24 protein-coding genes are annotated in these 25,407 nt (G+C 70.7%); 12 read left to right on the top strand and 12 right to left on the bottom strand.

Annotated features, from left to right (window positions below):
• Nucleotides 1-35: 35 nt before the first annotated feature.
• Complete coding sequence (locus ACFYYW_RS09970; protein WP_352324858.1) at nucleotides 36-1,106, bottom strand: BMP family ABC transporter substrate-binding protein; 1,071 nt, start codon at nucleotides 1,104-1,106, stop codon at nucleotides 36-38.
• 289 nt (nucleotides 1,107-1,395) lie between these two features.
• On the opposite strand from ACFYYW_RS09970, the gene ACFYYW_RS09975 reads away from it, so the two are divergent.
• Complete coding sequence (locus tag ACFYYW_RS09975) at nucleotides 1,396-3,276, top strand: Xaa-Pro dipeptidyl-peptidase (protein WP_387647015.1); 1,881 nt, start codon at nucleotides 1,396-1,398, stop codon at nucleotides 3,274-3,276.
• 47 nt (nucleotides 3,277-3,323) lie between these two features.
• On the opposite strand, the gene ACFYYW_RS09980 is transcribed toward ACFYYW_RS09975, so the two are convergent.
• Entirely contained in the window at nucleotides 3,324-4,547 is a 1,224-nt protein-coding gene (locus ACFYYW_RS09980) for a M20 family metallopeptidase (protein WP_364389280.1), read from the bottom strand.
• A 486-nt stretch (nucleotides 4,548-5,033) separates the two neighbouring features.
• Here ACFYYW_RS09980 and ACFYYW_RS09985 point away from each other — a divergent pair, with 486 nt between their 5' ends.
• A complete protein-coding gene (locus ACFYYW_RS09985; protein ID WP_364338258.1) occupies nucleotides 5,034-6,425 on the top strand; it encodes a peptide ligase PGM1-related protein in 1,392 nt (463 codons plus the stop codon).
• On the opposite strand, the gene ACFYYW_RS09990 is transcribed toward ACFYYW_RS09985, so the two are convergent.
• Nucleotides 6,397-6,627: an SCO4848 family membrane protein gene (locus ACFYYW_RS09990; RefSeq protein WP_352326812.1), complete on the bottom strand. Its 231-nt coding sequence runs from the start codon at nucleotides 6,625-6,627 to the stop codon at nucleotides 6,397-6,399. The genes ACFYYW_RS09985 and ACFYYW_RS09990 overlap by 29 nt on opposite strands.
• A gap of 198 nt (nucleotides 6,628-6,825) precedes the next feature.
• On the opposite strand from ACFYYW_RS09990, the gene ACFYYW_RS09995 reads away from it, so the two are divergent.
• A complete protein-coding gene (locus ACFYYW_RS09995; RefSeq protein ID WP_352326813.1) occupies nucleotides 6,826-7,818 on the top strand; it encodes a D-alanyl-D-alanine carboxypeptidase in 993 nt (330 codons plus the stop codon).
• A gap of 16 nt (nucleotides 7,819-7,834) precedes the next feature.
• Here the strand turns inward: ACFYYW_RS09995 and ACFYYW_RS10000 are convergent, their stop codons facing one another.
• Nucleotides 7,835-8,845, bottom strand: coding sequence for a YihY/virulence factor BrkB family protein (locus tag ACFYYW_RS10000; RefSeq protein ID WP_387647020.1), 1,011 nt, complete (start codon nucleotides 8,843-8,845; stop codon nucleotides 7,835-7,837).
• Nucleotides 8,846-8,878: 33 nt separating this feature from the next.
• Entirely contained in the window at nucleotides 8,879-10,159 is a 1,281-nt protein-coding gene (locus ACFYYW_RS10005; protein WP_387647022.1) for an amidohydrolase family protein, read from the bottom strand.
• 61 nt (nucleotides 10,160-10,220) lie between these two features.
• On the opposite strand from ACFYYW_RS10005, the gene ACFYYW_RS10010 reads away from it, so the two are divergent.
• The gene (locus tag ACFYYW_RS10010) at nucleotides 10,221-10,727 is read left to right on the top strand and encodes a MarR family winged helix-turn-helix transcriptional regulator (RefSeq protein WP_387647025.1); all 507 of its coding nucleotides are present in this window, start codon (nucleotides 10,221-10,223) and stop codon (nucleotides 10,725-10,727) included.
• A 75-nt stretch (nucleotides 10,728-10,802) separates the two neighbouring features.
• Here ACFYYW_RS10010 and ACFYYW_RS10015 read toward each other — a convergent pair whose 3' ends face one another.
• Nucleotides 10,803-11,663 carry a haloalkane dehalogenase gene (locus ACFYYW_RS10015; RefSeq protein ID WP_387647027.1) on the bottom strand — a complete coding sequence of 287 codons (861 nt, stop codon included), beginning with the start codon at nucleotides 11,661-11,663 and terminating at the stop codon, nucleotides 10,803-10,805.
• Nucleotides 11,664-11,755: 92 nt separating this feature from the next.
• On the opposite strand from ACFYYW_RS10015, the gene ACFYYW_RS10020 reads away from it, so the two are divergent.
• From ACFYYW_RS10020 to ACFYYW_RS10030, 3 genes are all read left to right on the top strand, one after another.
• The gene (locus ACFYYW_RS10020; RefSeq protein ID WP_352326818.1) at nucleotides 11,756-12,229 is read left to right on the top strand and encodes a MarR family transcriptional regulator; all 474 of its coding nucleotides are present in this window, start codon (nucleotides 11,756-11,758) and stop codon (nucleotides 12,227-12,229) included.
• A 134-nt stretch (nucleotides 12,230-12,363) separates the two neighbouring features.
• Nucleotides 12,364-13,554, top strand: coding sequence for a helix-turn-helix transcriptional regulator (locus tag ACFYYW_RS10025; RefSeq protein ID WP_352326819.1), 1,191 nt, complete (start codon nucleotides 12,364-12,366; stop codon nucleotides 13,552-13,554).
• Between the two features lie 95 nt (nucleotides 13,555-13,649).
• Nucleotides 13,650-13,844, top strand: coding sequence for a hypothetical protein (locus ACFYYW_RS10030; RefSeq protein WP_352326820.1), 195 nt, complete (start codon nucleotides 13,650-13,652; stop codon nucleotides 13,842-13,844).
• A 40-nt stretch (nucleotides 13,845-13,884) separates the two neighbouring features.
• Here the strand turns inward: ACFYYW_RS10030 and trpS are convergent, their stop codons facing one another.
• Nucleotides 13,885-14,889 carry a tryptophan--tRNA ligase gene (trpS, locus tag ACFYYW_RS10035; RefSeq protein ID WP_364415102.1) on the bottom strand — a complete coding sequence of 335 codons (1,005 nt, stop codon included), beginning with the start codon at nucleotides 14,887-14,889 and terminating at the stop codon, nucleotides 13,885-13,887.
• A gap of 14 nt (nucleotides 14,890-14,903) precedes the next feature.
• Nucleotides 14,904-16,217 carry a hemolysin family protein gene (locus ACFYYW_RS10040; RefSeq protein ID WP_387647032.1) on the bottom strand — a complete coding sequence of 438 codons (1,314 nt, stop codon included), beginning with the start codon at nucleotides 16,215-16,217 and terminating at the stop codon, nucleotides 14,904-14,906.
• 86 nt (nucleotides 16,218-16,303) lie between these two features.
• On the opposite strand from ACFYYW_RS10040, the gene galE reads away from it, so the two are divergent.
• The gene (gene galE, locus ACFYYW_RS10045; protein WP_364415104.1) at nucleotides 16,304-17,254 is read left to right on the top strand and encodes a UDP-glucose 4-epimerase GalE; all 951 of its coding nucleotides are present in this window, start codon (nucleotides 16,304-16,306) and stop codon (nucleotides 17,252-17,254) included.
• A 219-nt stretch (nucleotides 17,255-17,473) separates the two neighbouring features.
• The gene (locus ACFYYW_RS10050) at nucleotides 17,474-18,706 is read left to right on the top strand and encodes an MFS transporter (protein WP_387647035.1); all 1,233 of its coding nucleotides are present in this window, start codon (nucleotides 17,474-17,476) and stop codon (nucleotides 18,704-18,706) included.
• A gap of 37 nt (nucleotides 18,707-18,743) precedes the next feature.
• Here the strand turns inward: ACFYYW_RS10050 and ACFYYW_RS10055 are convergent, their stop codons facing one another.
• Together ACFYYW_RS10055 and ACFYYW_RS10060 are read right to left on the bottom strand one after the other, a co-directional pair.
• Nucleotides 18,744-19,718: a malate dehydrogenase gene (locus ACFYYW_RS10055; protein WP_352325491.1), complete on the bottom strand. Its 975-nt coding sequence runs from the start codon at nucleotides 19,716-19,718 to the stop codon at nucleotides 18,744-18,746.
• Between the two features lie 55 nt (nucleotides 19,719-19,773).
• Nucleotides 19,774-21,936 carry a serine/threonine-protein kinase gene (locus ACFYYW_RS10060; RefSeq protein WP_387647038.1) on the bottom strand — a complete coding sequence of 721 codons (2,163 nt, stop codon included), beginning with the start codon at nucleotides 21,934-21,936 and terminating at the stop codon, nucleotides 19,774-19,776.
• A 302-nt stretch (nucleotides 21,937-22,238) separates the two neighbouring features.
• Here ACFYYW_RS10060 and ACFYYW_RS10065 point away from each other — a divergent pair, with 302 nt between their 5' ends.
• Nucleotides 22,239-22,391: a hypothetical protein gene (locus ACFYYW_RS10065; RefSeq protein ID WP_387647041.1), complete on the top strand. Its 153-nt coding sequence runs from the start codon at nucleotides 22,239-22,241 to the stop codon at nucleotides 22,389-22,391.
• Nucleotides 22,388-23,212, top strand: a complete 825-nt coding sequence (locus ACFYYW_RS10070; RefSeq protein ID WP_387647043.1) for a hypothetical protein — start codon at nucleotides 22,388-22,390, stop codon at nucleotides 23,210-23,212. Before ACFYYW_RS10065 ends, ACFYYW_RS10070 begins: the two co-directional genes overlap by 4 nt.
• Before the next feature lie 22 nt (nucleotides 23,213-23,234).
• Here the strand turns inward: ACFYYW_RS10070 and ACFYYW_RS10075 are convergent, their stop codons facing one another.
• A complete protein-coding gene (locus tag ACFYYW_RS10075; RefSeq protein ID WP_387647046.1) occupies nucleotides 23,235-24,263 on the bottom strand; it encodes a polysaccharide deacetylase family protein in 1,029 nt (342 codons plus the stop codon).
• Nucleotides 24,264-24,371: 108 nt separating this feature from the next.
• Entirely contained in the window at nucleotides 24,372-24,878 is a 507-nt protein-coding gene (locus tag ACFYYW_RS10080; protein WP_364415112.1) for an SgcJ/EcaC family oxidoreductase, read from the bottom strand.
• A 66-nt stretch (nucleotides 24,879-24,944) separates the two neighbouring features.
• On the opposite strand from ACFYYW_RS10080, the gene ACFYYW_RS10085 reads away from it, so the two are divergent.
• Complete coding sequence (locus tag ACFYYW_RS10085) at nucleotides 24,945-25,403, top strand: MarR family winged helix-turn-helix transcriptional regulator (protein WP_387647049.1); 459 nt, start codon at nucleotides 24,945-24,947, stop codon at nucleotides 25,401-25,403.
• Nucleotides 25,404-25,407: the final 4 nt, after the last annotated feature.

The following is a 25,407-nucleotide window of genomic DNA, read 5'->3' on the forward strand; positions in this document are numbered from 1 at the left end:
GACTCCGGGCCCTCGGTCGTCCGTTCCTACCCAGATTACGGCTTGGACGGAACCGTGATTTTGCCGTCGACGATGTCCTTCTTGGCAGCGTCGAGCTTGTCCTTGATGTCGTCGATCTCGCCACCGGTGGTGGACAGGCCCACACCGTCGACCTTGAGGTCGTAGACGGTGTTGCTGCCGCCCTTGGCGCCGCCCTGGAAGGCCTTGACGAACTCGAAGACGCCGACGTCGACGCGCTTGAGCATCGAGGTCATGATGACCGACTGGAGGTCGGTCTCCTTGACCGTCTGGCGCTGGTCGGAGTCGACGCCGATGGCCTTCTTCTTGGCCGCGGCCGCCGCCTGGAACACGCCGAGGCCGGAGTCGCCGGCGGCGTGGTAGACGATGTCCGCGCCGTCCTGGTACATCTTCTCGGCCGCGACCTTGCCCTTGTCGGGGGCCTTGAAGCCGGAGAAGTCACCGTCGGGGGTGAGGTACTTGATGTCGATCTTGATGTCCGGCTTGACCGACTTGGCGCCCATCACGAAGCCCGCCTGGAACTTCTTGATCAGGTCGTTCTCGACGCCGCCCACGAAGCCGACGTGGCCGGCCTTCGACTTGGTCGCCGCGGCGACGCCCGCCAGGTAGGAGCCCTGCTCCTCGGCGAACAGCAGGCCGGTGACGTTCGGGGCGTTGGAGGCCGAGTCGACGATGGCGAACTGCACGTCGGGGTACTCGGCGGCGGTCTTCTTGACGTCGTCGCCGTAGGCGAAGCCGACGGCGACGATCGGGTTGTAGCCCGCGTCCGCGAGCTGGCGCAGCAGGTCGCCGCGGTTGGAGCCGTCGGCCGCCGGGCTGAGCTCCTTGATGTCGGCGTTCAGCTCCGTCTTGGCCTTCTCCAGGCCGGCGTAGGCGGCGTCGTTGAACGACTTGTCGCCGCGGCCGCCGACGTCGAACGTCAGGCCGACCTTCAGGCCGCCCTTGGGGGCCTCGCTGCCCGCGCCGGAGCTCGGCTGCGTGCTCGCCGAGGTGCCGCCACCATCGCCGCCGCCGCAGGCCGCGGCCGCCATGAGCATGACGCCGGCTACCGAGCCGACGGCAATCCTGCTGAATCGCTTGCCGAGCAAGGCGACTCCTTCCATTTCCTCCGCCGTCGAACTTCATCGCAGGCGCGAAGAAACGTACGGCACCTGCACGGAAGATAGTTGCTTGACCAGGGCAGACCAAACCGGCACACAGGGTCGCAACCGCTCCGTTATCGACATCAAGCGCGTCCGTGACCTGAATCTGGGTTCAGGCACTTGGGACGGCCTTCGGAAAGTTTTGCCCAAGTTTGGTATGGAAGGGGCCCTTGCCGAGCGGTCGATCATGGCAGAGATTCCGATCAACGGTGGAAATTTCGTATCGGAGCCCCGTATGCAGCCTTGGAAGACACTGGCCGTCCCGCTGGTCGCGATCCTCGCCGTGACCTTGGGCGGGCCCGCCCCGGCGACGGCCGCCACCCCTACCCTCAAGATCGAGAACCACGCCACCCAGCCCGTCTTCTCCCGCGCCGACGCCGTCAAGCAGACGGTCTTCGTCGAGGTGGCCGGGACCGACAGCGACGACGACGGGCAGCCCGACCGCGTCGCCATGGACATCCTGCGCCCCAAGGAGACCGACCAGGGCCTCAAGGTCCCGGTGATCATGGAGGCCAGCCCCTACTACGCCCCCGGCAACGACGTGCCCAACCACCCGGTGGACGTCGACGCGAACGGCAACCCGCTGCCCACCCTGAAGTCCCTGTCCAACAAGCTCGCCGGCGAGCCCTTCGACGGCTACTACGACAACTACTTCGTGCCCCGCGGCTACGCCATCGCCCTGGTCGAGAACGTCGGCAGCGCCCGCGCCACCGGCTGCCCGTCCATCGGCGACCGCAACGAGACCGCCGGCCCGAAGGCCGCCATCGACTGGCTGAACGGCCGCGCCCGCGGCTTCGACGCCGACGGCAACGAGGTCAGCGCCACCTGGTCAACCGGCAAGGTCGGCATGATCGGCGTCTCCTACAACGGCACCCTGCCCAACGCCGTCGCCTCGACCGGCGTCGAGGGCCTGAGGACGATCGTGCCGATCGCCGCCATCTCCAGCTGGTACGACTACTACCGGGCCAACGGCGGCGTCCTGGCCCCCGGCGGCTACCAGGGCGAGGACCTGGACGTCCTGGCCAAGTTCGTGCTGACCAGGGACCGCGGCTTCGAGGTCTGCGGCGCCAAGATGGACGCGCTGACCGCCGGCCAGGACCGGATCACCGGCGACTACGGCCCCCTCTGGGACGCCCGCAACTACCTCAACGACGTGGACAAGGTGAAGGCCAGCGTCTTCCTCGTGCACGGCCTCAACGACTGGAACGTCAAGACCAAGCAGTTCGCCCAATGGTGGTACGCCCTGGCCAAGCGGCACGTGCCGCGCAAGATCTGGCTGCACCAGGGCACCCACATGAACCCCTTCAACCTGCGCACCGCCGAGTGGCTGCGCCAGTTGCACGGCTGGTTCGACTACTGGCTGCAGGGCATCGACTCGGGCATCATGCGCGAGCCGCAGGCCGACGTGGAGATCGGCGTCGGCGAGTGGCAGCAGCACGCCTCCTGGCCGCTGCCCGGGGCCACCACGGTCGCGCTGCACCCGGCCGCCGGCGAACGGCTCGGCCTGCTGCCCCGGCCGCTGTCGCCCGCGGAGTCCTTCGTGGACCAGAGCGCGCGGACGGCCGAGCAACTGGTGGAGGCGACCGGGCCGGACCCGAACCGGCTGGCGTACCGGACCGGCGAGCTGCCCGCCGACGTGCGCATCTCCGGCACGCCGACGGTCTCCGTGCGGGCCTCGTTCAAGGACGGCGCCTCGCCGTACCTGACGGCCTTGCTGGTGGACTACGGCACCGACGTGCGCCCGGACGGCACCCTGCTGTCGACCGGCCAGAGCTACTGCTACGGCGAGGGCGTCCCGGGTGACACCGGCTGCACGACGCTCAGGCGGCTCGGCACGGCGACGACCGCGTACAAGATCGTCTCCAGGGGGTGGCTCGACGTGCGCAACCGCCACCGCGCCGACCGCACCGAACCGTTGCGCCCCGGCAAGGAGTACACCTTCACCTGGGACTTCCAGCCCAAGGACTACCTGTTCAAGAAGGGCCACCGGCTGGGCCTGGTGATCATCTCGACCGACCGCGACTACACCCTGCGTTATCCGGCGGGCACCCGGGTCACCGTGTCGCCGGGGCACTCGTCCCTGCGGCTGCCGGTGGTGTTCGGCAGGCTCGGCTGACGTGCCGACGGCCCGCCGCGCGACGCGGCGGGCCGTCGGAGCGGCGCTCAGGCCATGGCGTTGCTGATGGAGTCGATCGGGCCGACGTCCCACAGCGCGGTCAGCGCGGTGGCGGCCATCACCCGCACGCCCATCGCGATCGCCTTCTCGTCGACGTCGAAGGTGCCCTGGTGGATGTCGTACGTGACGCCGTCGGGCGAGCGCGTGCCGAGCCGGGCGAAGGCGCCGGGGATCGACTCCAGGTACCAGGCGAAGTCCTCGCCGCCGAGCGACTGCTGGGTGGGCACCACCGCGCCGGCCCCGAGGGCCCGCTCGGCCGCCTCGGCCAGCATCTCGACGCTGACCTCGTCGTTGACGACCGGCGGCACGCCGCGGGTGTAGTCCATGACGGCCTCGACGCCGTACGCGCCGGCGACGGACTCCAGCAGGGCCTTGATCAGATCGGGGGCGGCGTGCCAGGCGTTCTCGTCGAGGCAGCGGATCGTGCCCTCGGCGATGCCGTCGTCGGGGATGGCGTTGGCCGCCGAGCCCGCCTCGACCCGGCCCCAGACGAGGCTGAGCGAGGAGCGCGGGTCGATCCGGCGGGAGAGCGCGGCGGGCAGCTCGGTGAGGATCTTGGCCAGGGCGAAGACCAGGTCGGCCGTCAGGTGGGGACGGGCGGTGTGGCCGCCGGGCCCGGAGACCCTGACCACGATCTTGTCGCAGGCCGAGGTGATCGGGCCGCTCCGCAGACCGAGCTGGCCGACGTCGACGCGCGGGTCGCAGTGGAGGCCGAAGATGCGGTCGACGCCGCTGATGCCGCCGTGGGCCATGACCTCAAGGGCGCCGCCGGGCAGTTCCTCGGCGGGCTGGAAGATCAGCCGCACCCGGCCGGGCAGCAGCCCGGCCGCGGCCTGCTGGGCCAGGAAGAGCGAGGTGCCGAGCAGAACGGTGGTGTGCACGTCGTGCCCGCAGGCGTGGCACGCGCCGGGGACGGTGGAGCGGTAGGGCACGTCCTTCTCGTCCTGGAGCGGCAGCGCGTCGATGTCGGCCCGCAGCGCGATGGTCGGCCCGTCGCCGCTGCCCACGTCGCAGATCAGACCGGTGCCGCGTGGCAGCACCGAGGGCGTCAGCCCCGCGGCGGTCAGCCGGTCGGCGATGCGCTGGGTCGTGCGGTATTCGGCGAAGGCCAGCTCAGGATGCATGTGAAGGTCGCGACGGAACGCCACCAGCTCCTGCTCGATCTCCGCCAGGAACGCGTCCAGCTCTCCCCGCAGCTCACGTCCCCGCATATGTCACCATCCATCCCGTCGAGGCCGCGCGTCCCACGCACGGACGGCGGCTCATGACGCTCTCGAAAAAGTCCATCCTGCGGCAGCCACCTGGTTGAGGCGGCCGTTCGGCGAAACAAAAGCCACACCCGTAGGTTTCGGTGCGAGATCGTCAGCACGGGCTTCGCGTTCATCGGTCGCAGCAGCCCGGGTGCACGACGGTAAGCCGCGAGCCCGGTGGCGATGCTTCTGACTTTATCGCTCCCGTGCGCCCTCGCGCCGACAGATACACCAAAAGTTGGCCGACGGCATGCCCGTAACCGCAGGTGGTCACGTTCCGCACATGCCTACCTGATCCGGAAAATAGTCACAAGGGATCATTAGATGGTGACCCGATGTCGCCACTTCCAAACGTGCTCACCGATTTCGAATCCTGTCACCTTCTGTCATGGTCATGACACTTTGGCGCTTGCTGCATTTGTGAAGAATGCGTGTTTCACTCGCTATATGATCACTAATATCCCGTTCGGGGAGAAGTATGCCGGGTTGAGCATCTTCGAGCCGAGCGAGGGGACCCTGGTGGTCGTACCCTCGCTCTCCCTGCCGCAGGACGAGCTGCGCCGCATCACGGCAGCCCGATCGTACGAGGAGCGCCTGCTCTTCCTCCTCCTGACGCTCCGGGAACCCGGGGTCAAGGTGATCTACCTCTCCTCCGCTCCGATCGATCCCGACATCATCGACTACTACCTCGGCTTCCTCCCTGACCCGGACGACGCCGCCAAGCGCCTGGAGCTCATCAGCCTCGACGAGCCCTGGTCGCAACCCCTCACCCGGACGCTGCTGCGCCGACCCGACGTCCTCGACCGGTTACGGTCGGCGATCGACGCCGACACCTGGCTGGTGCCGTTCGTCCTCAGCGAGACCGAGGAGGAGCTGGCCGCGTCACTCAACGTCCCCATCTACGGACCCGCCACCGCGCTGGCCTACTACGGCTCCAAGAGCGGCGCCCGCGAGGTCGGGCACGAGGCCGGCGTGCCCATGGCGCGCGGTTTCGGCGACGTGCACAGCATCATCGCGATCGACGAGGCCATCGACTCGCTCCCCGGCGAACGGGTGATCGTCAAGCTCAACGACGGCTACTCGGGCCTGGGCAACGCCATCGTCGACAAGGCCGACCGCTCGCTGACCCGATTTTCGGCGGCCGGGGAGACCTGGACGAGCTTCACGACGAAGATCAGGGAACGCGGCGCGGTGGTGGAGGAGTTCATCGAACATCGCCCGCTCTACTACCCGAGCGCCCTGGCCCGAATCACGCCCGGCGGGCACGCGGCCGTGCTGGCCACGCACGACCAGGTGCTCGGCGGCCCCAACAACGACGTCTACCAGGGCTGCACGTTCCCCGCCGCCCCCGAGTACCGGCACGAGGTGGGCGAGTCGGCCGAGCGCATCGCCGCCATCCTGGCCGAGCGGGGCGTGGTCGGCCTGTTCGGCATGGACTTCTTCGCCCTCAAGGCCGACGCCGGGTACGCCGCGCTGCTGTGCGAGATCAACCTGCGGATCGGCGGCACGACGCACCCGTACGGCGCGGTGGTGCTGACGACCGGGGCCAGGTACGACCCGGCCACCGGCCTCCTCATGGCCGGGGACCAGCCCAAGTACTACACCGCGACCGACAACTGCTCCTCCTCCTGCCTGCGTGGCCGCACGCCGGGCGAGGTCATGCGCACCGCCCGGCGGCTCGGCATCGGCTTCGACGCCGACCGGCGCACGGGCAACGTCTTCCACCTGCTCGGCGCCATCCCCGAGTACGGCAAGCTGGGCTTCACCTCCATCGGCGACTCACGCGAGGAGGCCGACGAGCTGCACGCGCTCACCCGCCGCCTTCTCTGCGACGCCTGATCCCCGCCTCACGCAGTCCGCGCCACCCGATCACCGCCAGCACCGCACCGAGGATCACGTTGACCCCGATCAGGATCCCGTGCACGACGTAGAAGCCGGTGGGATGTCCGTCGGCCAAGTTAAACCCGAGGTTGATCCACTCGACGATCATGAACACGCCGAGGATGACGAGGAAACCGGCGATCTTTGGTGACATGGTCATCTCTCCAGTATCGAAGGCGGATCATCCGGGGAATGTGTCGCCACATGGGCATTCACACGGAGCTACGCTGAGACCGCCATGTGGACGAAATTTGTGCCGGTTACGGCACTTCTCGCCGCGGTCACGCTCACGAGCGGGACCGCATCCGCCGCCCCGGCGACACCCGTCGGCGGTGACGCGCTGGGAAGCCGTGGGCTGGTGCAACCCAAGGGCGTCAAGGCGCCCCCTGAGAGCAAGGCTACTTCCTACGTCATCGCGGACGTGGAGACGGGTCAGGTGCTCGCCGCGAAGGACGCGCACGGCCGCTACCTGCCGGCGAGCACCCTCAAGACGCTCACGGCGCTGACGCTGCTGCCGAAGCTCGACAAGAACCGCAGGGTCCGGCCGAGCCAGAACGCCTGCAACCAGGAGGGCACGGCGGTCGGGCTGACGCCCAAGATGACGTACAAGGTCGACGACCTGTTCCGGGCGCTGATGATGTCCTCCGGCAACGACGCGGCCATGGCCCTGGCCGAGACGAACGGCGGCGTGGCCCAGACCATGCGCGACATGAACGCCGAGGCCAAGCGGCTGCAGGCGTACGACACGGTGGCCAAGACCCCGAGCGGCCTGGACAAACCCGGGCAGAGCAGCTCGGCGTACGACTTGGCCCTCATCGCCCGCGCCGGCCTCGCAAACCCCGATTTCCGGCGATATATCAGTACAAAGGTTGCCAAGTTTCCGGCGCCCAAGGACTACTACGAGATCAGCAACCACAACAAGCTGCTCTGGCGCTACCAGGGCATGATCGGCGTCAAGAACGGCTGGACGTCCAAGGCGCAGGGCAGCTTCGTCGGCGCGGCCACCCGCGGCGGCCACACGATCCTCGTCACGATCATGCGGCACGAGGGCTACTTCTGGGACGAGGTGGCCAAGCTGCTCGACTGGGGCTTCACGGTCAGGGGGAAGGCGACCCCCGTCGGGCAGCTCGTCGAGCCGGTGCCCGACCAGGTGCGGGCCGCGCCGCAGGCGTCGGGGCCGGTGTCGCGGGTGACGCCGGCCGCTCAGCCGCCGCTGCTGGACACGGCGGCCTCCAAGCAGACCGACTCCACCCGGACGGTCGGCTCGGCCGTCATCGGCGGCGGCCTGCTGTTCGGGCTGGTCTGGCTCGGCTTCGGCATCCGCCGCAAGCGCAACAGGTCCCGCCTCTGACCCAACGGGTGGCGGGTCAGGGCTCCGACGTCGGGTGCGGGGTCGTGCCCCGGCACTCGGGGCCGGCCGCCTGGCCCGGATCGGACGCCGGCACCTCCAGCGGGTCGCCGAGCGACGGGATCGGCGACGGGGACGGCGGCGGGCACAACCCCGTGGTTGACGTCCACGCGGCGGCCAGCAGCACGAGCCTGGCCGAGAAGTTCATCCACACCAGCAACCCCACGATGGCGGCGAACGCGCCGTAGACGGGGTTGCTGAGCGTGGTGCTGAGCAGCAGGCTCGCCACCTGCTTGAGCAGCCCGAACCCGATCGCGCCGAGCAGCGCGCCCCTGACGATGACCTTGAACGGCTCGGCCGGCTTGGCGACCCAGCCGAGCAGGATCACGAACAGCACCCAGTCGGCCACGACGCTCGCCACCACCACGAAGATCCGGAACGCCTCGGTGCTGAGCGGCGAGTTGTCGCCGAAGACGTGGTCGAGCACCTTGTCCGTGACCGTGGTCGCGGCCCCGGACACCAGCGTGGACACGACCAGCGTCGCCCCGAGCAGGATGACCGAGACCAGGTCGCGCAGTTTGCCGAGGAAGTAGTTCGGGGGCGGCACGGTGGTCATCGACATCTCGCGCAGCGCCGCGCGCAGCGCGTCCATCGCGCCGAGCCCGGCGTACAGGAGGCCGAGGAGGCCGATGATGCCCGCCGTCGTGCGGGCGCCGGCGATCTGCTCCAGGTTGAGGTCGGTCGCCATGCCGGGCAGCCGTTCGTTGATGGCGGTCTCCAGCGCCTCCCTGGTCGCGCTGCTGGCGTCGAGGGTGTAGCCGAGCACCGCGTACCCGAGCGCGAGCAGCGGGAAGAAGGACAGGAACGAGAAGTAGGTGACCGACCCGGCCAGCCGGTCGCCTCCCTGGAGCTGGTAGCGGCGCACGGCCCGGACCAGGTGGTCGATCCACAGCCTGCGCACCCGCCAGTGGTCGAGCGTCGTCCGGCCCCAGGCGCGCAGCGACGCGATCCGCTCGTTCAGACTCGCCATCACGCCCTCACCCCGCCCGCCGGAGGCGAACGATCACCTCGTCACGGCGTCGGCCGATTCTGCCAGTGACGCGAGGACCGCCGCCAGATCCTGATGGAGCATCTGCCCATCCCGCTTGACGACACGCCCGCCGACCAGCACGGTTTCCACGACACTCGGGTCGGCGTTGAGCACGACGGCGCCGATCGGGTCGTGCGCCGCCGCCATGCCGAGGGTGTCGGTGCGCAGCAGTTGCAGGTCGGCCTGCTTGCCCGGCCGCAACGAGCCGACGACGTCGCCCAGCCCCACCACCTCGGCCCCCTCGACGGTGGCCATGCGCAGCACGTCGCGGGTGGTGAAGCCCATGCCGCCGCCGTCCGGCCGGCCGCGCTCCAGCAGGTACGCCGCCCGCATCAGGCTGAACATGTCACCCGGCGCGCAGCTCACCGTGTCGATGCCGAGACCGGTCGGGGCGCCCGCCGCCCTGGCCCGCCCGCTGACCGGGTAACCGAGGCCGAGCGTCATCTCGTCCACCGGCGAGACCGACACGTTGCCGCCACTGGCCGCGACGCGCTTGAGGTCGTCGTCGGTGTAGCTGTTGGCGTGCACGTACGTGGTCCGCGGCCCGAGCAGGCCGTTCGCCTCCAGGAACGCCAGGCCGCGGGCGGCGCTGTCCGGGCCGCCGACGCCCATGTGCACGGTGACCGGCAGGTCGAGCTCGCGGGCCAGCCGCCATTCCGCCAGCGCGTGCTCCTCCGCCACGATCTCCGGCCCGAGCGCGGCGACGACCATGGTGACCAGGCCGCCGCCCGTGCCGAAGTGCTCCTCGTGCACCCGCAGCCCCTCGCGGACGAGATCGCCCGGCCGGCCCCCGTGGCACCAGCCGAGGACGGCCCTGATCCCCGACTCGCGCAGCGCCCGCACGGTGGCCTCGGTGTGGGCGGGCGAGAGCTGGATGTGGGACCAGTCGAGCAGCGTGGTGATGCCGGTGTCGAGGCACTCCAGCGCGCCGGCGAGGTTGGCCGCATGGACGTCGGCCGGGCGGTGGGCGGGGGCCAGTTCGCCGAGCACGCGGCTCAGGTAGCCGTCGAAGGCGACGTCGGGGGCGACCGCCCTGATGCCGGCCTGCCAGGTGTGCCGGTGGGTGTCGACGAACCCGGGCAGCACGATCCGCCCGGTCGCGTCGATCACCTCGGCGCCGGGGACGTCGGGCAGGCCGGGGCCCACCTCGGCGAGCACGCCGTCCTCGACGCGCACGTCCACCTGGCCGAGCACCACGGGCTCGGGCTCGGTGTCGATCACGGTGCCGTTCTTGATCAGCAGAGTCTTTGCCATGGCGAAAAGCTTAATGAATAGCTTTCGAGAAAGCAATCTGCCGATGGGTATCCTCGATGGCGTGAAACCGGATGAGATCGACGCGATGGTGCCGCGCTGGGTGGAGTCCGGGCTGTCGTCGTCGTTGATCGCCGGTCTGGAGCTGAGCAAGCGCCTGTCCCGGCTGCACCTGGTCTTCGAGCAGGCGATCAAGGCGGAGCTGGCCGAGCTGGGGCTGACCTACGCCGAGTTCGACGTGCTGGCCGCGCTCGCCCGTACGCCGGCGCCGCACCGGATGAAGCCGAGCGAGCTGTCCAAGGCGCTGCTGCTCACCTCGGGGGGCACCAGCAACGTGCTCCAGCGCCTGACGGCGGCGGGTTACGTCGAGCGGGAGGCCAACGCGGGCGACGCGCGCAGCCGGTGGGTGCAGCTCACGGCCGAGGGGCGCCGGGTGGCCCTGGCGGCCCTCGACGCCTCCTCGCGGGCCCACGAGGAGGTGCTGGCCGGGGTGCCGGAGCCGGACGTCAGAGCCGCCGCCGACGCCCTGCGCGAGGTGCTCACCCTCGTCGGCCGCCGCCGCTTCCGCTAGCCAGCCGTCTCCGCCGGTCCGCCGCTTGCGCCGGCCGGCGCGCAGATCCGCCCGCCGGGCCGCCGGACGCACCCGTCAGTTCGCGCGCAGGGCGTAGCGGTCGGCCCAGGAGCGGATCGCCGCGGCGATGGCCTCCGGCTGGTCCTCCGGGGCGTGGTGACCCGCCGGGCCCAGGTGCTCGATCTCCAGGGCCGAGATGGTGCGGGCGCACCAGTCGAGCACTTCGCCCTGGATCAGCAAGGTCGGCGAGGAGTCGAAGGTGAGCAGCAGCTTGGGCACGTCGGCGCTGTTCGCCAGCCACTTGTCGTAGTGCTCGACGGCCTGCGCCACGTCGGCCGGGTCGCCGTCGAGCGGGATCGAGCGCGCCCACTGCAGCAGCGGCCGGCGGCTCTCCCTGGTCGCGTACGCCTCCAGGTACGGCCGCAGCTCCTCCTCGCCCAGCGGGTTCAGCACCCCGCCCGTGTACGCCGTCCGCACCAGGAAGTCGTCGTCGAGCACCAGCCGCTCCCCCGCCTCGCTCCTGATCAGCTCGCTGCGGGCGCGCGGCCCCTCGCCCAGCTCGCTCCAGCTCATCGGCCGCACGATGGTCTCGAAGAAGGCCACCCCGCGCACCCGGCCCGGATGCCGCGCCGCCCAGTCGAAGGCCAGCGCGCCGCCCCAGTCGTGGCCGACCAGCACGACGTCCTCCAGGCCGAGCTCGTCGAACCAGGCGTCGAGGTAGCGGGCGTGGTCGGTGAAGCTGTAGTCGAGGTCGGGCCGCCCCGAGCGGCCCATGCCGATCAGGTCGGGCGCGAGCAACCGGCCGGCCCCCACCCCGGGCAGCACGTTGCGCCACAGGTGGGAGGAGTTGGGGTTGCCGTGCAGGAAGACGATCGGCACGCCCTCCCCCCGGTCCTCGTAGTACATGGTCGAGTTCAGCACCTGGGCAACAGGCATGACACGCCTCTTTCGTTCGTCGCACTAACGTTTATAACACTAACGAAGGTACACCGTTAGTGCGACTAACGCAACGGGATAGGATCACCGGCATGAGCCACGACATGTCCGACGCCGCCGACCGGGCCGCCCCCGACCGCCTGCGCGGCCTGCCGAGCCGGCTGCTGGCCCACGTCGCGATGCAGGCCGACCGGCTGGTCAGCGACCGGCTCGCGGGCGCCGACGCGCGCAAGTGGCACTACGCGGTGCTCGTCGCGCTGCGCGAGTCCGGCCCGGCCAGCCAGGCCGAGCTGAGCCGGCTCACCGGCATCTACCGCAGCGACATGGTGGCGCTGCTCAACGAGCTGGCCGACCGCGGCCTCGTCGAGCGCGCGCCCGACCCCGCCGACCGCCGGCGCAACGTCATCTCCATGACCGAGCGCGGCCGCGACCGGCTCACCCGGCTCGACGGGCTGGTGGACGACGTCCAGGACGAGCTGCTGGCGCCCCTGACCGGCCCCGAGCGCGACCAGCTCGTCGGGCTGCTCGGACGGCTGCGCGACCATCACTCCGGATCACCCCAATAGTGGGCAAACCCTAGTGAAAGCCAAGGCGCGGGAGCTTGCCGACATACCTCCTGACCAGGGGGAACGCATGGCAGGGCCGCTCCGCTGACCCTAGCCTGTGCTGTGTTGGGACCAAGCCAGGAGGCGTCACGCCCATGACCGAAATCAGCACCGGGCAGATGGTGCGACTCCAGCGCGAACGAAGGGGCATGAGCACGACCGCGCTGGCGACCCAGTCCGGCTGCACCACCCGGCACATCGAACTGATCGAACACGGAAAACGCACCCCCTCGCTGCCCCTTCTCCGCGAGATCGCCAAGGTGCTCGGCGTACGCACCGCCGTGCTCCTGGGCGAGACCCCCCGCGACTCCCACGAGCCCAGCAGGCCGCAGATCCGCGACATCGAGCGCGCCCTGTTCGCCTGCCGCGCCGGCGAGCCCGACCTCGAACCGCCCGACGCCGAGCAGCTGACCGAACGCGTGGCGGCGGCGCGCAACGCCTGGTTCACCTCGGCCCGCCGGTACTCGATCCTGATGGCCGCGCTGCCCTCGCTGGTCTCCGACGCCGAGAGCCTGGCGGCCGAGCGCACCCCCGCGGCCTACCGGACGGCGACCGACGCGTACATGCTGGCCAGAGGGGTGCTCAAGCACCTCCAGCGGGTGGATCTCGCGCACCTGGCGGCCGACCGGGCCATGCGTTACGCCGAGGAGTCGGCCGACCCGCTGATGCTCGCCTGGGCCCACTGGAACCTCGGCCAGTCGATGCTCTCCGACGACATGCACCAGATCGCCCACGACGTGGCCCGGCGCGGCATCGAGATCCTCGAACCCCATGTGGCCGGCGGCGACGTACGGCACATCAAGGCGCTCGGCGCGCTGCACCTGCTGGCCGCCATCAGCGCGGCCAGGGGCGGCGACGACGAGCAGGCCAGGGAGACCGTGCGCGGCACCGCCGCCCGGCTCGCCGACCGCGCCGACGACCACTCCGACGCCTACGACCTGGCCTTCTTCGGCCCGACCAACGTCGCCATCCACATGGCCAGCATCGAGAACGACACCGGTCACCCCGAAGCCGTGCTGCGCCTGGCCGACGACATCGACATCCGCAGGACGCCGTCCATCGAGCGGCGCACCACGCACCTGTGCCACGTCGCCCGCGCCTGCGAAGACCTGGGCGACGACGCCGCGAGCCTGGTCTACCTGCTGCGGATCGAGCGCGAGAGCCCCGAGGAGCTCGACCACAAGCTGCTGCTGCGGGAGATGGTGCGCTCGCTGGTGCGCCGCGCGCGGCCGTCGTGGGCGCCGGAGGTGCGATTCCTCGCCGAACGCCACAACATCGACGTGTGAGGCCGCCCACCGAACTCCGAGTTCGCTCCGGCCGAACGGGGAGATCTGTCGCCGCGGTTCGTCACCGAGCGGGTCCGGGGTGGCACTGTGCGTCCATGACCACAACGCCGAGTGCCGACGTCGTCATGGAACGCCTGCTGGAAGAGGCCATGCGCGAGTTCCCCGGCTGGGCGTTCAGCCGGGGACGGTCGGGGTGGACCGCCGTGTCGGGCGGTGTGCGGCTGACCGGCCGGAGCCTGGCCGCGCTCCGCGCCCGCCTGCGCGTACGCCCGCTCGACCGGCGCCCGTGACGACCGGAAGAAGGGCGGCAGGCCAGCCGCCCTTCTCGCGTCACAGCTTGGGCAGGAAGCCCACCCGGTCGCGGACCTCGGCCATCGTCCGCCGGGCCACGGCGGCGGCGCGCTCGGCGCCGACGGCCAGCAGGCGGTCGAGCTCGGCCTCGTCGGCCAGCAGCTTCTCGGTGCGCTCGCGGATCGGCGTGAACGTCTCCACGACCGCCTCGGCGACGTCCTTCTTGAACGTGCCGTAGCCCTGGCCCGCGTAACGGGCGACCAGGTCGGGGATGGGCGTGCCGGTCAGCGCCGACTGGATGCGCAGCAGGTTGGAGATGCCCGGCTTGTTCTCCTCGTCGAACAGCACCTCCGAGCCCGTGTCGGTCACCGCGCGCATGACCTTCTTGCGCAGCGGCCCCGGCTGCTCCAGGACGTCGAGGATGCCCGCCGGGCTGGAGGACGACTTCGACATCTTCGCCGTCGGGTCCTGGAGGTCGGTGATCTTCTCGACCTCCTTGAGGATGTACGGGTCGGGCAGCGTGAACGTGTCGCCGAAGCGGTGGTTGAAGCGCTGGCCCAGGTCGCGGGTGAGCTCCAGGTGCTGCTTCTGGTCGGCCCCCACCGGGACGGCGTTGGCCTGGTAGAGCAGGATGTCGGCGGCCTGCAGAATCGGGTAGGTGAACAGCCCGACGCTGGCCGCGCTCTCGCCGAACTTGGCCGACTTGTCCTTGAACTGCGTCATCCGGGCGGCCTCGCCCATGCCGGTGAGGCAGATCAGGATCCAGGCGAGCTCGGTGTGCTCGCGCACGTGCGACTGCACGAAGACGGTCGAGCGCTCGGCGTCGAGGCCGGCGGCGAAGAGCTGCGCGGCGGCCACCCGGCTGCGCCTGCGCAGGGCGGCGGGCTCGGTCGGCACGGTGATCGCGTGCAGATCGACCACGCAGTAGAAGGCGTCGTGGGTCTCCTGCATGGTGACCCACTGACGGACCGCACCCAGGTAGTTGCCCAGGTGGAATGAGTCCGCGGTGGGCTGGATGCCGGAGAGAACACGAGGTCTGGCCATAGCAGGCAATTGTGTCAGGAATCCTGGTCGGGGGGCGACTCAGCGGCGGCCCGGCGTTTCACCCTGACCCGCGCGATCCGGCGGCCGTCCAGCTCGGTGACGGTCAGCTCGAAGCCCTGGATCTCCACCTGCTCACCGACCGCGGGCAGGTGCCCCAGCATGGCCATCACGAACCCGCCCAGCGTCTCGTACGGGCCGTCGGGCAGCCGTACGCCGGTCTCGGTGGCGAAGTCGTTGAGGTTGGTCAGGCCGTCGATCTCGATCTCGCCGGCGGGCAGGACGACGACGTCCTCCTCGACGTCGTACTCGTCCCTGATGTCGCCGATCAGCTCCTCGACCAGGTCCTCCATGGTGACGATGCCGGCGGTGCCGCCGTACTCGTCGACCACGATGGCCAGGTGCTGGCCCTCGTCGCGCATCTCGTTCAGGGTGCTCAGCAGGCGCTTGGAGGCGGGCACGAACTTGGCGGGCCGGATCGGCACGACCGCGCTGATGGGCTCCGTACGCCCGATCAGCTGGGGGTCGAGCAGGTCGCGCACGTGCACGAAACCGATGACCTCGTCGTATGAGTCGCGGTACACGGGGAAGCGGGAGTGCGGGAGCGCGGCGGCCAGGTTCGCGGCCTCGGCCAGCGGCGTCTCGGCGTCCATGAACTCGACCTCGGTGCGGGGCAGCATGACCTCGCGGAGCTGGCGCTTGCCGGCGGCGAACACCTCGGCGATGAGCGTGCGCTCGTCGGCGGTGAGCTCGGCGTGCCCGACGACCATGTCGCGCAGCTCCTCGGTGGTGACCTCCTCCCGGTCGGCCTCCGGGTTGCCGCCGAGCAGCCGGACGACCAGATCGGTCGACTTCGACAACATCCAGATGATCGGGCGCGACAGGGCGGCGATCCGGTCGAGGAAGGGCGCGACGAACAACGACAGCCCCTCGGTGCGCTGCAGGGCCAGCCGCTTGGGGGCCAGCTCGCCGAGCACCAGCGAGACGTACGAGATGGCCAGCGTCACCAGCACGAGCCCGAGCACGGGCGCGACCGCGTGCGGCACCCCCCAGCGTTCGAGCACCGGGACGAGCTCCATCCCGAGCCGGTCGGCGCCGAAGGCGGCCGAGAGCATCGTGGCGACGGTCACCCCGATCTGCACCGCCGACAGGAACCGGTTGGGGTCGCGGGCGAGCTTGGCCACGCGCTCGCCCCTCCGGCCGCGCTCGGCCAGCTTGCGGACCTGGCTCTCACGCAGGGAGACCATCGCGATCTCCGCGCCCGCGAAGAACCCGCCGACCAGGATGAAGAGCAGGACCAGGGCGATGTTCGCCGCGAGGGTGTCAAACATGGTGGTTGGCAGCGTACTCGGCGGGTTTCCCGCGTATGCTGAACGGCAAGCCGTACAAAATCAAACATATGTAAACAGGAGTACACATGAGGCTGTTGGTCACCGGAGGCGCCGGGTACGTCGGCAGCGTCGTCGCCGCGCAGCTCGTGGAGGCGGGGCACGAGGTGACCGTGCTCGACGACCTGTCCACGGGCCACGAGGACGCGGTGCCCGAGGGCGCCGCATTCGTGCGCGAGTCGATCACGAACGCCCACGACGCGCTCGACGGCATGGACGCCGTGCTGCACTTCGCGGCCAAGTCCCTGGTGGGCGAGTCGGTGCAGCAGCCCGGCCGCTACTGGGCGAGCAACCTGGGCGGCACGCTGGCCCTGCTCGACGCGATGCGCGACAAGGGCGTGCGCCGGATCGTCTTCTCCTCCACGGCGGCCACGTACGGCGAGCCCGAGCGCTCCCCCATCGAGGAGGACGACCCGACGCGCCCGACCAACCCCTACGGCGCCTCGAAGCTGGCCGTGGACACCGCCCTGAGCGCCTACGCGGGCGTCCGCGGGCTCGGCGCGGTGAGCCTGCGCTACTTCAACGTGGCCGGCGCCTACGGCCGCTTCCGCGAGCGCCACACGGTCGAGACCCATCTCATCCCGAACGTGCTCAAGGTGGCCACCGGCGAGCGCGACTCGGTGAGCGTCTTCGGCACCGACTACCCCACCGCCGACGGCACCTGCGTGCGCGACTACATCCACGTCGGCGACCTGGCGCGGGCGCACCTGCTGGCGCTGGAGGCGGTCGCCGAGGGCGAGCACAAGATCTACAACCTGGGCAGCGGCACCGGGTTCAGCGTGCAGGAGGTGATCTCGGTCTGCCGCGAGGTCACCGGCCACGAGATCCCGGTCGTCGTCGGCGACCGGCGGCCCGGGGACCCGGCCGTCCTGGTGGCCTCGTCCGCGCGCATCCAGCGCGACCTGGGGTGGAAGGCGGAGCGGGCGGCGCTGCGCGACATCGTCTCGGACGCGTGGACGGCACTTTCCGCGAACGCCTGATGGGGGCGCCGTTTATATGCTGTGATACCGAAATGTGAGGAGCTTTTCACCAAGGGTCACGAAGCTGCTCTTTGGTGCCCTCATCCTGCTGGGCAGCCTCGCCGCGGCGGCCGGGGTGCTCTACGCGACCTCCCAGCCCGCGCCGGCCGCCCAGCCCGTCCCCTCCTGTCCGGGGGCGGACGGGAAGGACGTCTCCCGGCACCAGTAGCCTGATCCGCCGTGTCACTCCTCCCCGAGAGCGGGCCCGTGCGCGCGCTCACGTACGCCACCCTCCTGCGTTCCCTCGGCCGCGGCCTGTTCGTCACGGTGAGCGTGCTGTTCTTCAAGCTGTCGGTCGGACTGTCGGACGGCGAGATCGGGCTGGGGATGACGATCGCCGCGGCCGTCGGGCTCGCCGCCGGGCTGCCCGCCGGGCGGCTGTCCGACGTGGTCGGCCCGCGCGGGGTGGCGATGGCCTTCGCCGCCGCGGGCGGGCTGCTCGTGCCGGTGTACGCGCTGGTGTCGGGGTTCGCCGGGTTCGTCGTGGTGGCCACCCTGGTGACGTTCGCCGAGGCCGGCGAGGGCACCGCGCGGGCGGCGCTGGTCGGGGGCGCGGTGCCGGCGTCCGACCGGGTGCGGGTGCGCGCGTACCTGCGGGCCGTGACCAACGTCGGCTGGTCGGTCGGCGGGCTCGGGGCGGGCGCGGCGCTGCACTTCGACAGCCGTCCCGTGTACCTGGGGATGATCTTCGGGTGCGCGCTGTGCTACCTCGGCAGCGCGGCGCTGACGTTCCGCGTGCCGCCCGTCGCGCCGGTCCGGCGCGAGGCGGGCGAGCCGGTCTGGATCGTGCTGCGCGACCGGCCGTACGCGGTGCTGGCGCTGCTCAACGCGGTGCTGTTCATGCAGAACGGGCTGCTCACCATCGCGATCCCGCTCTGGGTGGCCGGCCGGACCGCGGCGCCCACGTGGACGGTGGCCGCCGTCGCCATGATCAACACGGTCACCGTCACGATCCTTCAGGTGCGGCTCAGCCGCGGCACCGACGACGCGGCCGGCGCGGCCCGCGCCCAGCGCCGCTCGGGCGTGTTCCTGCTGCTGGCCTGCGTGCTGCTGGCCCTGGCCGCCGGCCAGCCGGCCTGGGTCGCGGTCGTCGCCCTGTTCGGCGGCGCGCTGCTGCACGTCTTCGGGGAGCTGCTGCAGGCCGCCGGCTCCTGGGGGTTGTCGTACGAGCTGGCCCCGCCGCACGCCATCGGCCAGTACCAGGGCCTGTACGGGATGGGCCAGCAGGTGTCCAACATCGTCGTGCCCGCCGTCATGACCACGGTCATCGTGGGCTGGGGGCTGCCGGGCTGGCTGCTGTTCGGCGGGGTCTTCCTGGCGGCCGGGCTCGCCGTGCCGCCGGTGACCCGCTGGGCCGAGCGCACCCGCGGGGCCACGCTGCCCCGCACGACGGCGGACGCGCGCCCCCGCTGAGCCGGGGACGCGCGTCCGGAGTGTCGTGCCTGGGTTCTCAGATGAGGCCGAGCTCGCGGACGGCGTCGCGCTCCTCGGTCAGCTCGCGCACGCTGGCGTCGATGCGCTCGCGGGAGAAGGAGTCGATCTCCAGGCCCTGGATGATCTCGTACCGGCCGCCGACCGAACGCACCGGGAAGGACGAGATGAGCCCCTCGGGCACGCCGTACGAGCCGTCGGAGACGACGGCGGCCGAGGTCCACTCGGTGCCGTTGACCCAGTCGTGGACGTGGTCGATCGCGGCGTTGGCGGCCGAGGCGGCCGAGGAGGCGCCACGGGCCTCGATGATGGCGGCGCCGCGCTTGGCGACCGTCGGGATGAACGTCTCGCGCAGCCACTCGCCCTCGACCTGCTCGGCCGCGATCTTGCCGCCGACCTCGGCGTGGAACAGGTCGGGGTACTGGGTGGCGGAGTGGTTGCCCCAGATGGTCATCTTCTTGATCTCGGTGACCGGGACCTGGAGCTTGGCGGCGAGCTGGGACAGCGCGCGGTTGTGGTCGAGGCGGGTCATCGCGGTGAAACGCTCGGCCGGGACGTCGGGCGCGTGCTGCTGGGCGATGAGCGCGTTGGTGTTGGCCGGGTTGCCCACGACCAGGACGCGGATGTCGTCGGCGGCGTGCTCGTTGATCGCCTTGCCCTGGGGGCCGAAGATGCCGCCGTTGGCGCCGAGCAGGTCGCCGCGCTCCATGCCGGCCTTGCGCGGCATGGCGCCGACCAGCAGGGCGACGTTGGCGCCGGCGAAGGCCACGTTGGCGTCGTCGGTGATCTCGATGCCGGACAGCAGCGGGAACGCGCAGTCGTCGAGCTCCATGGCGGTGCCCTCGGCCGCCTTCACCGCCTGGGGGATCTCCAGCAGGCTCAGCTTGACCGGGACGTCAGCGCCGAGCAGCTGCCCCGACGCGATGCGGAACAGCAGTGCGTAGCCGATCTGACCGGCGGCCCCGGTGACGGTTACCTTGACGGGCGTGGCCATGGCCTTCCCCTAACTCACTGGATGAATTCGTTGGACTTTCGGATGTTACCGCTCGTCATCCGCAGGGCTCCATCGCGGGCACCTTCAGCTCGGGCTGGAAGTCGACCTTCTCGAAGTGGCTGTCCAGGAGCTTCTTGATGGTGCCCTTGCGATAGAGGTCGGCGATGACCCCCTTGACCGCGGCGCAGGTCTTGGTGTCGCCCCCGCGGATGCCGACCGCGTACCGCTCGTTGTCCAGCTTGGCGCCGATGATCTTGTAGCGCATGTTCTCCCGGCTGGCGAACCCGGCCAGGATCAGGTCCTCGCCGGGCACCGCGTCGACCTTGCCGTCCCTGAGCAGGTCCATGCAGGCCGCGTAGTTGCCGGCGGTCACGGGCTCGACCTTCACCCTGTCCTGCACCTCGCCGACCGTCGGGGTGTCGAGCGCGCAGATCTTCTTGCCCTTGAGGTCGTCCAGCGAGTCGATGCCGGTGCCGGCGCGTACCAGCACGTCGCGGTGGGCCACGTAGTACGGCCCGGCGAACCTGGTCTCGCTCTTGTCCACCGAGTACGTGGCGACGACCAGGTCGACCCTGCCGTCGGCCAGCGCGGCCGCCCGGTCGTTCCGGCCGACCCGGGCGAACCTGGTCTCCTCCGCCCCGAGCGCCGCGGCCACCAGCTTGGCCACCTCGACGTCGAACCCGGTGAAGTCGTCGCCGTTCTGCAGGCCGACGCCCGGCAGGTCGCCCTTGACGCCGACGACGATCTTTCCGGTCTGGGCGACCTTGTCCACCACCGAGGCGAACGTGGGGGGCCGCGAGTTCTTCTTCCCCGTCGGCGCGGGGGTCACGACCTCGCCCTTGAACGCCAGCGGCGACCAGCCGTTCGCCATCGCCGCGACGGCCACGACCGCCAGCATGACGAGCGCGGCGGCCAGCGCCAGCCACACCTTGAGCCGCCGCCGGCCGCCGGACGGCACGGGCTCGCCGAGGGGCCTGGCCGCCGGGCCCCGGCCTTGGTCCTGGCCCTGATCCTGGCCCTGGCCCTGGCCCCGGTTCTGGCCGGACTGCACGGTCTCCGCACGCCCGGAGACACCGGTCCCGGTGCCGGTCGTGTGCGAGGTGCCCGTCGTGTGCGGGGTGCCGGTCGGATGCGCGGTGCCGGTCGGATGCGCGGTGCCGGTCGGATGCGCGGTGCCGGACGCGGTCGTGTGCGGCGTCCCGGTGCCGGTCGGGTGCGCGGATCCGGTGCCGGTCGTGGCCGGGTGGGCGGGGGCCGTGCCGGACGGGGGGCGGGTGGGGTGGCCGGTGGCCTGCGTGGCGGGACGTTCGGTGATGGACGTGGCCGACACCCGCGTGAACGGCGTCGTGTCGTCGCCGGCCACCTGCACGCCCCTGGTGAGCACCGCCGTCGAGGCCCCGGCCGCCGTGCCGGTCTGCCCGAGCAGGCGCAGCAGGAGCTGGTCGGCCGAGGGACGCTCGTCGGGCGACTTGGCCAGCGCCGACCGCACCACGCCCCGCAGCGGCTCGTGCATCACGTCGACGTCGACCTCGTGGTTCAGGATGCGGTTGAGCACCACGGCGATCGACTTGCCCTCGAAGGCCGCCTTCCCGGTGGCGGCGAAGGCCATGGTCGCGCCCCAGGCGAACACGTCCGTGAAGGGCCCGATGTCGTCGCCGGCGATCTGCTCGGGCGCCATGTAGGCGGGCGTGCCGATCGCGCGGCTGGTGATCGTGCCGGTCGAGTCGATGATGCGGGCGATGCCGAAGTCGACCACGCGCGGCCCGTCGGCGGCGATGAGCACGTTGTCGGGCTTGAAGTCCCGGTGGACGATCGAGGCGTGGTGGATGGCGGTGAGCGCGGTGGCCGTGCCGATGGCCAGCCGGTCGAGCACCGTGCCGCTGAGCGGGCCGTCGGTCTCGACGATGTCGCGCAGCGCCCGCCCGTCGATGTACTCGCTGGCGATGTACGGCGTGTCGCCGTCGAGGTCGGCCTCCATCACCCGCGCGGTGCAGAAGGAGGCCACCCGCTGGGCCGCCTTGAGCTCCCTGGCGAAGCGCGACCTGGCGATCGTGTCACCGCTGAACTTCACGTGCAGCAGCTTGATCGCGGCCCGCTCGCCCTGCTCGTTGACGCCCAGGTAGACGATCCCCTGGCCGCCCTCGCCGATCCGTCCGGACAGCCGGAACGATCCCAGCAGCGCTGGATCGCCGGCCACCAGCGGCGCGATCTGCGGCATTCGTCTTTCCCCACGTTCACTGAACCCCAACCACGCAAACTTTACGACGCTCAGCAACTTCCCAGGGATCCGTTAACCGTTCGTGACTCACCGGTTTTTGCACAAAGCCCGTACACAGCGTCCATTCGGACCCTGTAACAGCGGTCTTGACTGGTTGGTCGCCGTCCACGGACCGGATCTTCGACGACCTCCTCGCACGTCGCGGACATCAGGCTGCAATCAGGAAATCCCGCTTCCAACCTGGCGTCCCAACTCTGCCGATCGCTCACCCCTCCCCCAGGCGGCTGCCCGGCATCGGCCGCGTGATCGGCGTCGTGCCCGGCAAGGTGGTGGGCACCACCGGCCGGCGGGCCCGGCGGCCGGGTGCGGGCGTGGACCTGGAGACAGGGAAGAGGCGCCAGGTGAAGGGCGTCCCCCCATACCTCCGCGAGGTCGTCGTCGGCAGGCTGGCGTGACGCGCCGTCGCAGGCTCCCCTGGTGGGCGGGGGCCGCCGTTCTCGTCGTCGCCCTGGCCGCCGCGTGGGTCGCCGCGTCCCTGCCGGCGCAGCCCGGCGTACGGTTCGTCCGCTCCCAGCCGGTCACCACCGGCAAGGCGGCCAAGAAGCCGGCCAAGCCCGCCAAGCGCACGAAGTACGCCACCCCGATCCGCTACGCGTACGTGCCGAGCTGCGGCGACGCCGGCGTGTGCGGGAACATGATCCTCGTCGGGGACGGCGGGGAGCGCGGCCGGCTGCCGTACAGCTTTGACGAGACGATGTTCGCCCTCAGCCGGGACGGCCGGCGTGCCGCCTTCCTGCGGGACAGCGACAACACCTACGTCGTGGCCGACCTGCGGACGGGAGCCGTCGAACGCCTCCCCGTCAGGCAGCCGCGCGGGACCGTCACGGCGTTCTTCGGAGCTCAGCCGCCGCTGTTCTCCCTGGACGGCCGCCACGTGCTCGTCCAGCCCGACCATCTGACCAAGGACACCGAGGTGATGCTGGAGCCGCCCGTGATCGTGGACGTCGCCCGCGGCACGGCCGTCCGCCTCCCGGACCGCGGGCAGGTCGCCGGATGGACGACGGAAGGTCTCGTCATGAGGAGCGGCGAGCCCTCCCGCCGCTCCCCGGGCCACCTCAGATCGGTGTGGTACGCCGTCTACTCCCCCAAGGGCGACCTGTTGCGCAGCTACACCATGCCGGGCAACGTGGAGTGGGCATCGAGCCGTCCCCCTCCGGCCGCCCGATCGACGTCACCGGCGAGGTGGCCGACTTCATGCTGCAGCCCGCCGAGCTGAGCGTGGTGCTCGGGCGCGTCCGTCAGTAGGGCAGGCTCCAGGTGGTGAAGGACTTGCGCAGGTACGGGTTCTTGAACTTCGGGTACGCGACCGTGCTGACGTCACCGTCCGAGGTGTAGCGCATGTCCGGGTTGTTCTTGAGCCAGTCGAGCCAGGCCGCCGAGCAGAACTGCGCGCAGTCGCCCTTCTTCTCCATGACCCGGATGCGCGGGATGCCGCCCGGGTCGAACGCCTTGCTGAACGGCGACGGCGCGGGCGTGTACCCGGCCAGGAACGCGCCGGCGTGGTTGTAGAGCTTGCCGTGCAGCGCCCACTCCTTCTTGCGCGGCTGGTTGCCGTACGGCAGGGCGATGGAGTTGGGCTTGACCTTGGTCAGGTCGTCGATCTGCTTGGCGATGCCGCCGATCTGGTCCTCCACCTCCTTCTCCGAGCGTCCGTGCAGGTTGACGTGGTCACGGGTGTGGTTGCCGATGTCGAAGCCGTTGTCCTTGAGCCAGCCCAGCGTCTGGGCCTGCTCCTCGCGCACGGTCTTGCCGAACATGTCGCGGGTGACGTAGAAGGTGGCGGCCGGCCGGAAGCCCGGGTGCTTGGCGGCCACCTCGCGCAGGATCGCCACGGCGGTGTCCGGCTGCGGGACGCCCATCTCGTTCAGGGTGAGCTGCGAGGGCGAGGAGTCGTCGAACGTCAGGACCACGGGATGCTTGCCCGCCGGGACGTTGATCTTCCCGGTCACCATCTCCGACGCGCTGATCGGGACGTAGTCCTCCTTGACCAGCCGTTCGAGGTCCGCGCGGAACTGCTGCGGCGTCCTGTCGTCGGTGGTGGCCGGGTTCTTGATGACCCGGTGGAACATCAGCACCGGGATCTGGCCCAGCTCGTTCGCCTTCACCTTGCGCGCAAGCGCGATCTTGGCCGCCTTGCTCTGCTTCAGCTTGGCCGCGGCCTCGGCCTTGCTGTCGGTGATCTTGGCAGTGTCGGGCGGCGAGTCGCACCCGGTCAGGACGACGGCGGCCGCGAGCAGCCCCGCTCCTGTCAAAATACCCAGTCGCATCCGAACCCCCCGAGACGCGTACGACTGTTACAGGTTGGGCCTTACCCAGGTGATCAACTGCGCCACGCCGCGACCTCGTCAAAGAAGGGTCAGGGATTACGAAAAGCGTCATCTGCCGCCGAGGCCGAACCGGCGGGCGACCCGGGCCATCAGCTGCGACATCCGGGACGGGAACGCGTCCGGCTCCGGGACGGTGACCGGCCGGACCCGGCCGTTGTGGATGGCGCCGATGCGCCAGCCATCGCCCGTCCGCACCACGACGACGGTCTGCCGGGACAGCCGCCGCCTGGGCAGCGTGGACCGCCAGGGCATCAGGACGGAGGCCGTGCCGTGCGCCACCGCCACGTCGGGGGTGAGGAAGCGCACCGACTCCAGGTCGCCGACGAGTGCCGAGCCGGCCAGGACGCCGCGGAAGAGCTTGTCGTGGTTGAGCTCGTGCGCCGGGCGGCCGCGGGCGATCGTGCCGTCGTAGGAGACGTAGTCGGAGTCGTCGGTGAACAGGGCGCCGAACGCGCGGGCGTCCCCGGCGGTCCAGGCCGCCATGAAGTCGGCGAACAGGCGCTGGATCGCGGCGGTGTCGGCGGTGTCGGGCGAGGCGAGGGTGGTCGAACGCATGGCGGTGCCTCCGGAGGTGATATCGTCATTTCGATTGACGAAAAGTACGATACCAGAAAGGTTCGAATGTCGAAACGTGCCGTCATCGGAGAGATCGCCATGGAGCTCCGGCAGCTGCAGCAGAGCTTCGACGCCTTCGACGAGGCCGCCGCGGCCCGGCTCGGCCTCAATCGCACCGACCTGCGCTGCCTCGACGTCGTCCTGGCCGAGGGCCCGGTCGCCGCGGGCGCGCTCAGCCTCGCGCTGAAGCTCAGCCCGGCGGCCGTCACCACCGTCATCGACCGGCTGGAACGCGCGGGCATGGTGGCCCGTGCGCCCGATCCGGGCAACCGCCGCCGCGTCCTGGTCGCCGCCACCGACGCCGCCCGCGCCGCCGAGGCCGAGATCTTCGTCCCGGTCGGCCAGGCGGGCGCGCAGGCGCTGGCGGGCTACGGGCAAGACGAGCTGGCCGTGATCCTGGACTTCCTGCGCACCGCCCGCAGGGTCCAGGAGGAACAGGCGGCCCGGGTCAGAGATTCGTCCTGAGTTC

This window comes from Nonomuraea sp. NPDC001831, from assembly GCF_042892035.1.
Classification (GTDB): domain Bacteria; phylum Actinomycetota; class Actinomycetes; order Streptosporangiales; family Streptosporangiaceae; genus Nonomuraea.

Excerpts from the sequence above, each read along its gene's own strand:
- ACFYYW_RS09975 (WP_387647015.1), top strand. The coding sequence starts at position 1,396 with ATGCAGCCTTGGAAGACACTGGCCGTCCCGCTGGTCGCGATCCTCGCC.
- ACFYYW_RS09980 (WP_364389280.1), bottom strand. The coding sequence starts at position 4,547 with ATGCGGGGACGTGAGCTGCGGGGAGAGCTGGACGCGTTCCTGGCGGAG.
- ACFYYW_RS09985 (WP_364338258.1), top strand. The coding sequence starts at position 5,034 with ATGATCACTAATATCCCGTTCGGGGAGAAGTATGCCGGGTTGAGCATC.
- ACFYYW_RS09990 (WP_352326812.1), bottom strand. The coding sequence starts at position 6,627 with ATGACCATGTCACCAAAGATCGCCGGTTTCCTCGTCATCCTCGGCGTG.
- ACFYYW_RS10000 (WP_387647020.1), bottom strand. The coding sequence starts at position 8,845 with ATGGCGAGTCTGAACGAGCGGATCGCGTCGCTGCGCGCCTGGGGCCGG.
- ACFYYW_RS10005 (WP_387647022.1), bottom strand. The coding sequence starts at position 10,159 with ATGGCAAAGACTCTGCTGATCAAGAACGGCACCGTGATCGACACCGAG.
- ACFYYW_RS10015 (WP_387647027.1), bottom strand. The coding sequence starts at position 11,663 with ATGCCTGTTGCCCAGGTGCTGAACTCGACCATGTACTACGAGGACCGG.
- ACFYYW_RS10020 (WP_352326818.1), top strand. The coding sequence starts at position 11,756 with ATGAGCCACGACATGTCCGACGCCGCCGACCGGGCCGCCCCCGACCGC.
- ACFYYW_RS10025 (WP_352326819.1), top strand. The coding sequence starts at position 12,364 with ATGACCGAAATCAGCACCGGGCAGATGGTGCGACTCCAGCGCGAACGA.
- ACFYYW_RS10030 (WP_352326820.1), top strand. The coding sequence starts at position 13,650 with ATGACCACAACGCCGAGTGCCGACGTCGTCATGGAACGCCTGCTGGAA.
- trpS (WP_364415102.1), bottom strand. The coding sequence starts at position 14,889 with ATGGCCAGACCTCGTGTTCTCTCCGGCATCCAGCCCACCGCGGACTCA.
- ACFYYW_RS10040 (WP_387647032.1), bottom strand. The coding sequence starts at position 16,217 with ATGTTTGACACCCTCGCGGCGAACATCGCCCTGGTCCTGCTCTTCATC.
- galE (WP_364415104.1), top strand. The coding sequence starts at position 16,304 with ATGAGGCTGTTGGTCACCGGAGGCGCCGGGTACGTCGGCAGCGTCGTC.
- ACFYYW_RS10055 (WP_352325491.1), bottom strand. The coding sequence starts at position 19,718 with ATGGCCACGCCCGTCAAGGTAACCGTCACCGGGGCCGCCGGTCAGATC.
- ACFYYW_RS10060 (WP_387647038.1), bottom strand. The coding sequence starts at position 21,936 with ATGCCGCAGATCGCGCCGCTGGTGGCCGGCGATCCAGCGCTGCTGGGA.
- ACFYYW_RS10075 (WP_387647046.1), bottom strand. The coding sequence starts at position 24,263 with ATGCGACTGGGTATTTTGACAGGAGCGGGGCTGCTCGCGGCCGCCGTC.
- ACFYYW_RS10080 (WP_364415112.1), bottom strand. The coding sequence starts at position 24,878 with ATGCGTTCGACCACCCTCGCCTCGCCCGACACCGCCGACACCGCCGCG.
- ACFYYW_RS10085 (WP_387647049.1), top strand. The coding sequence starts at position 24,945 with ATGTCGAAACGTGCCGTCATCGGAGAGATCGCCATGGAGCTCCGGCAG.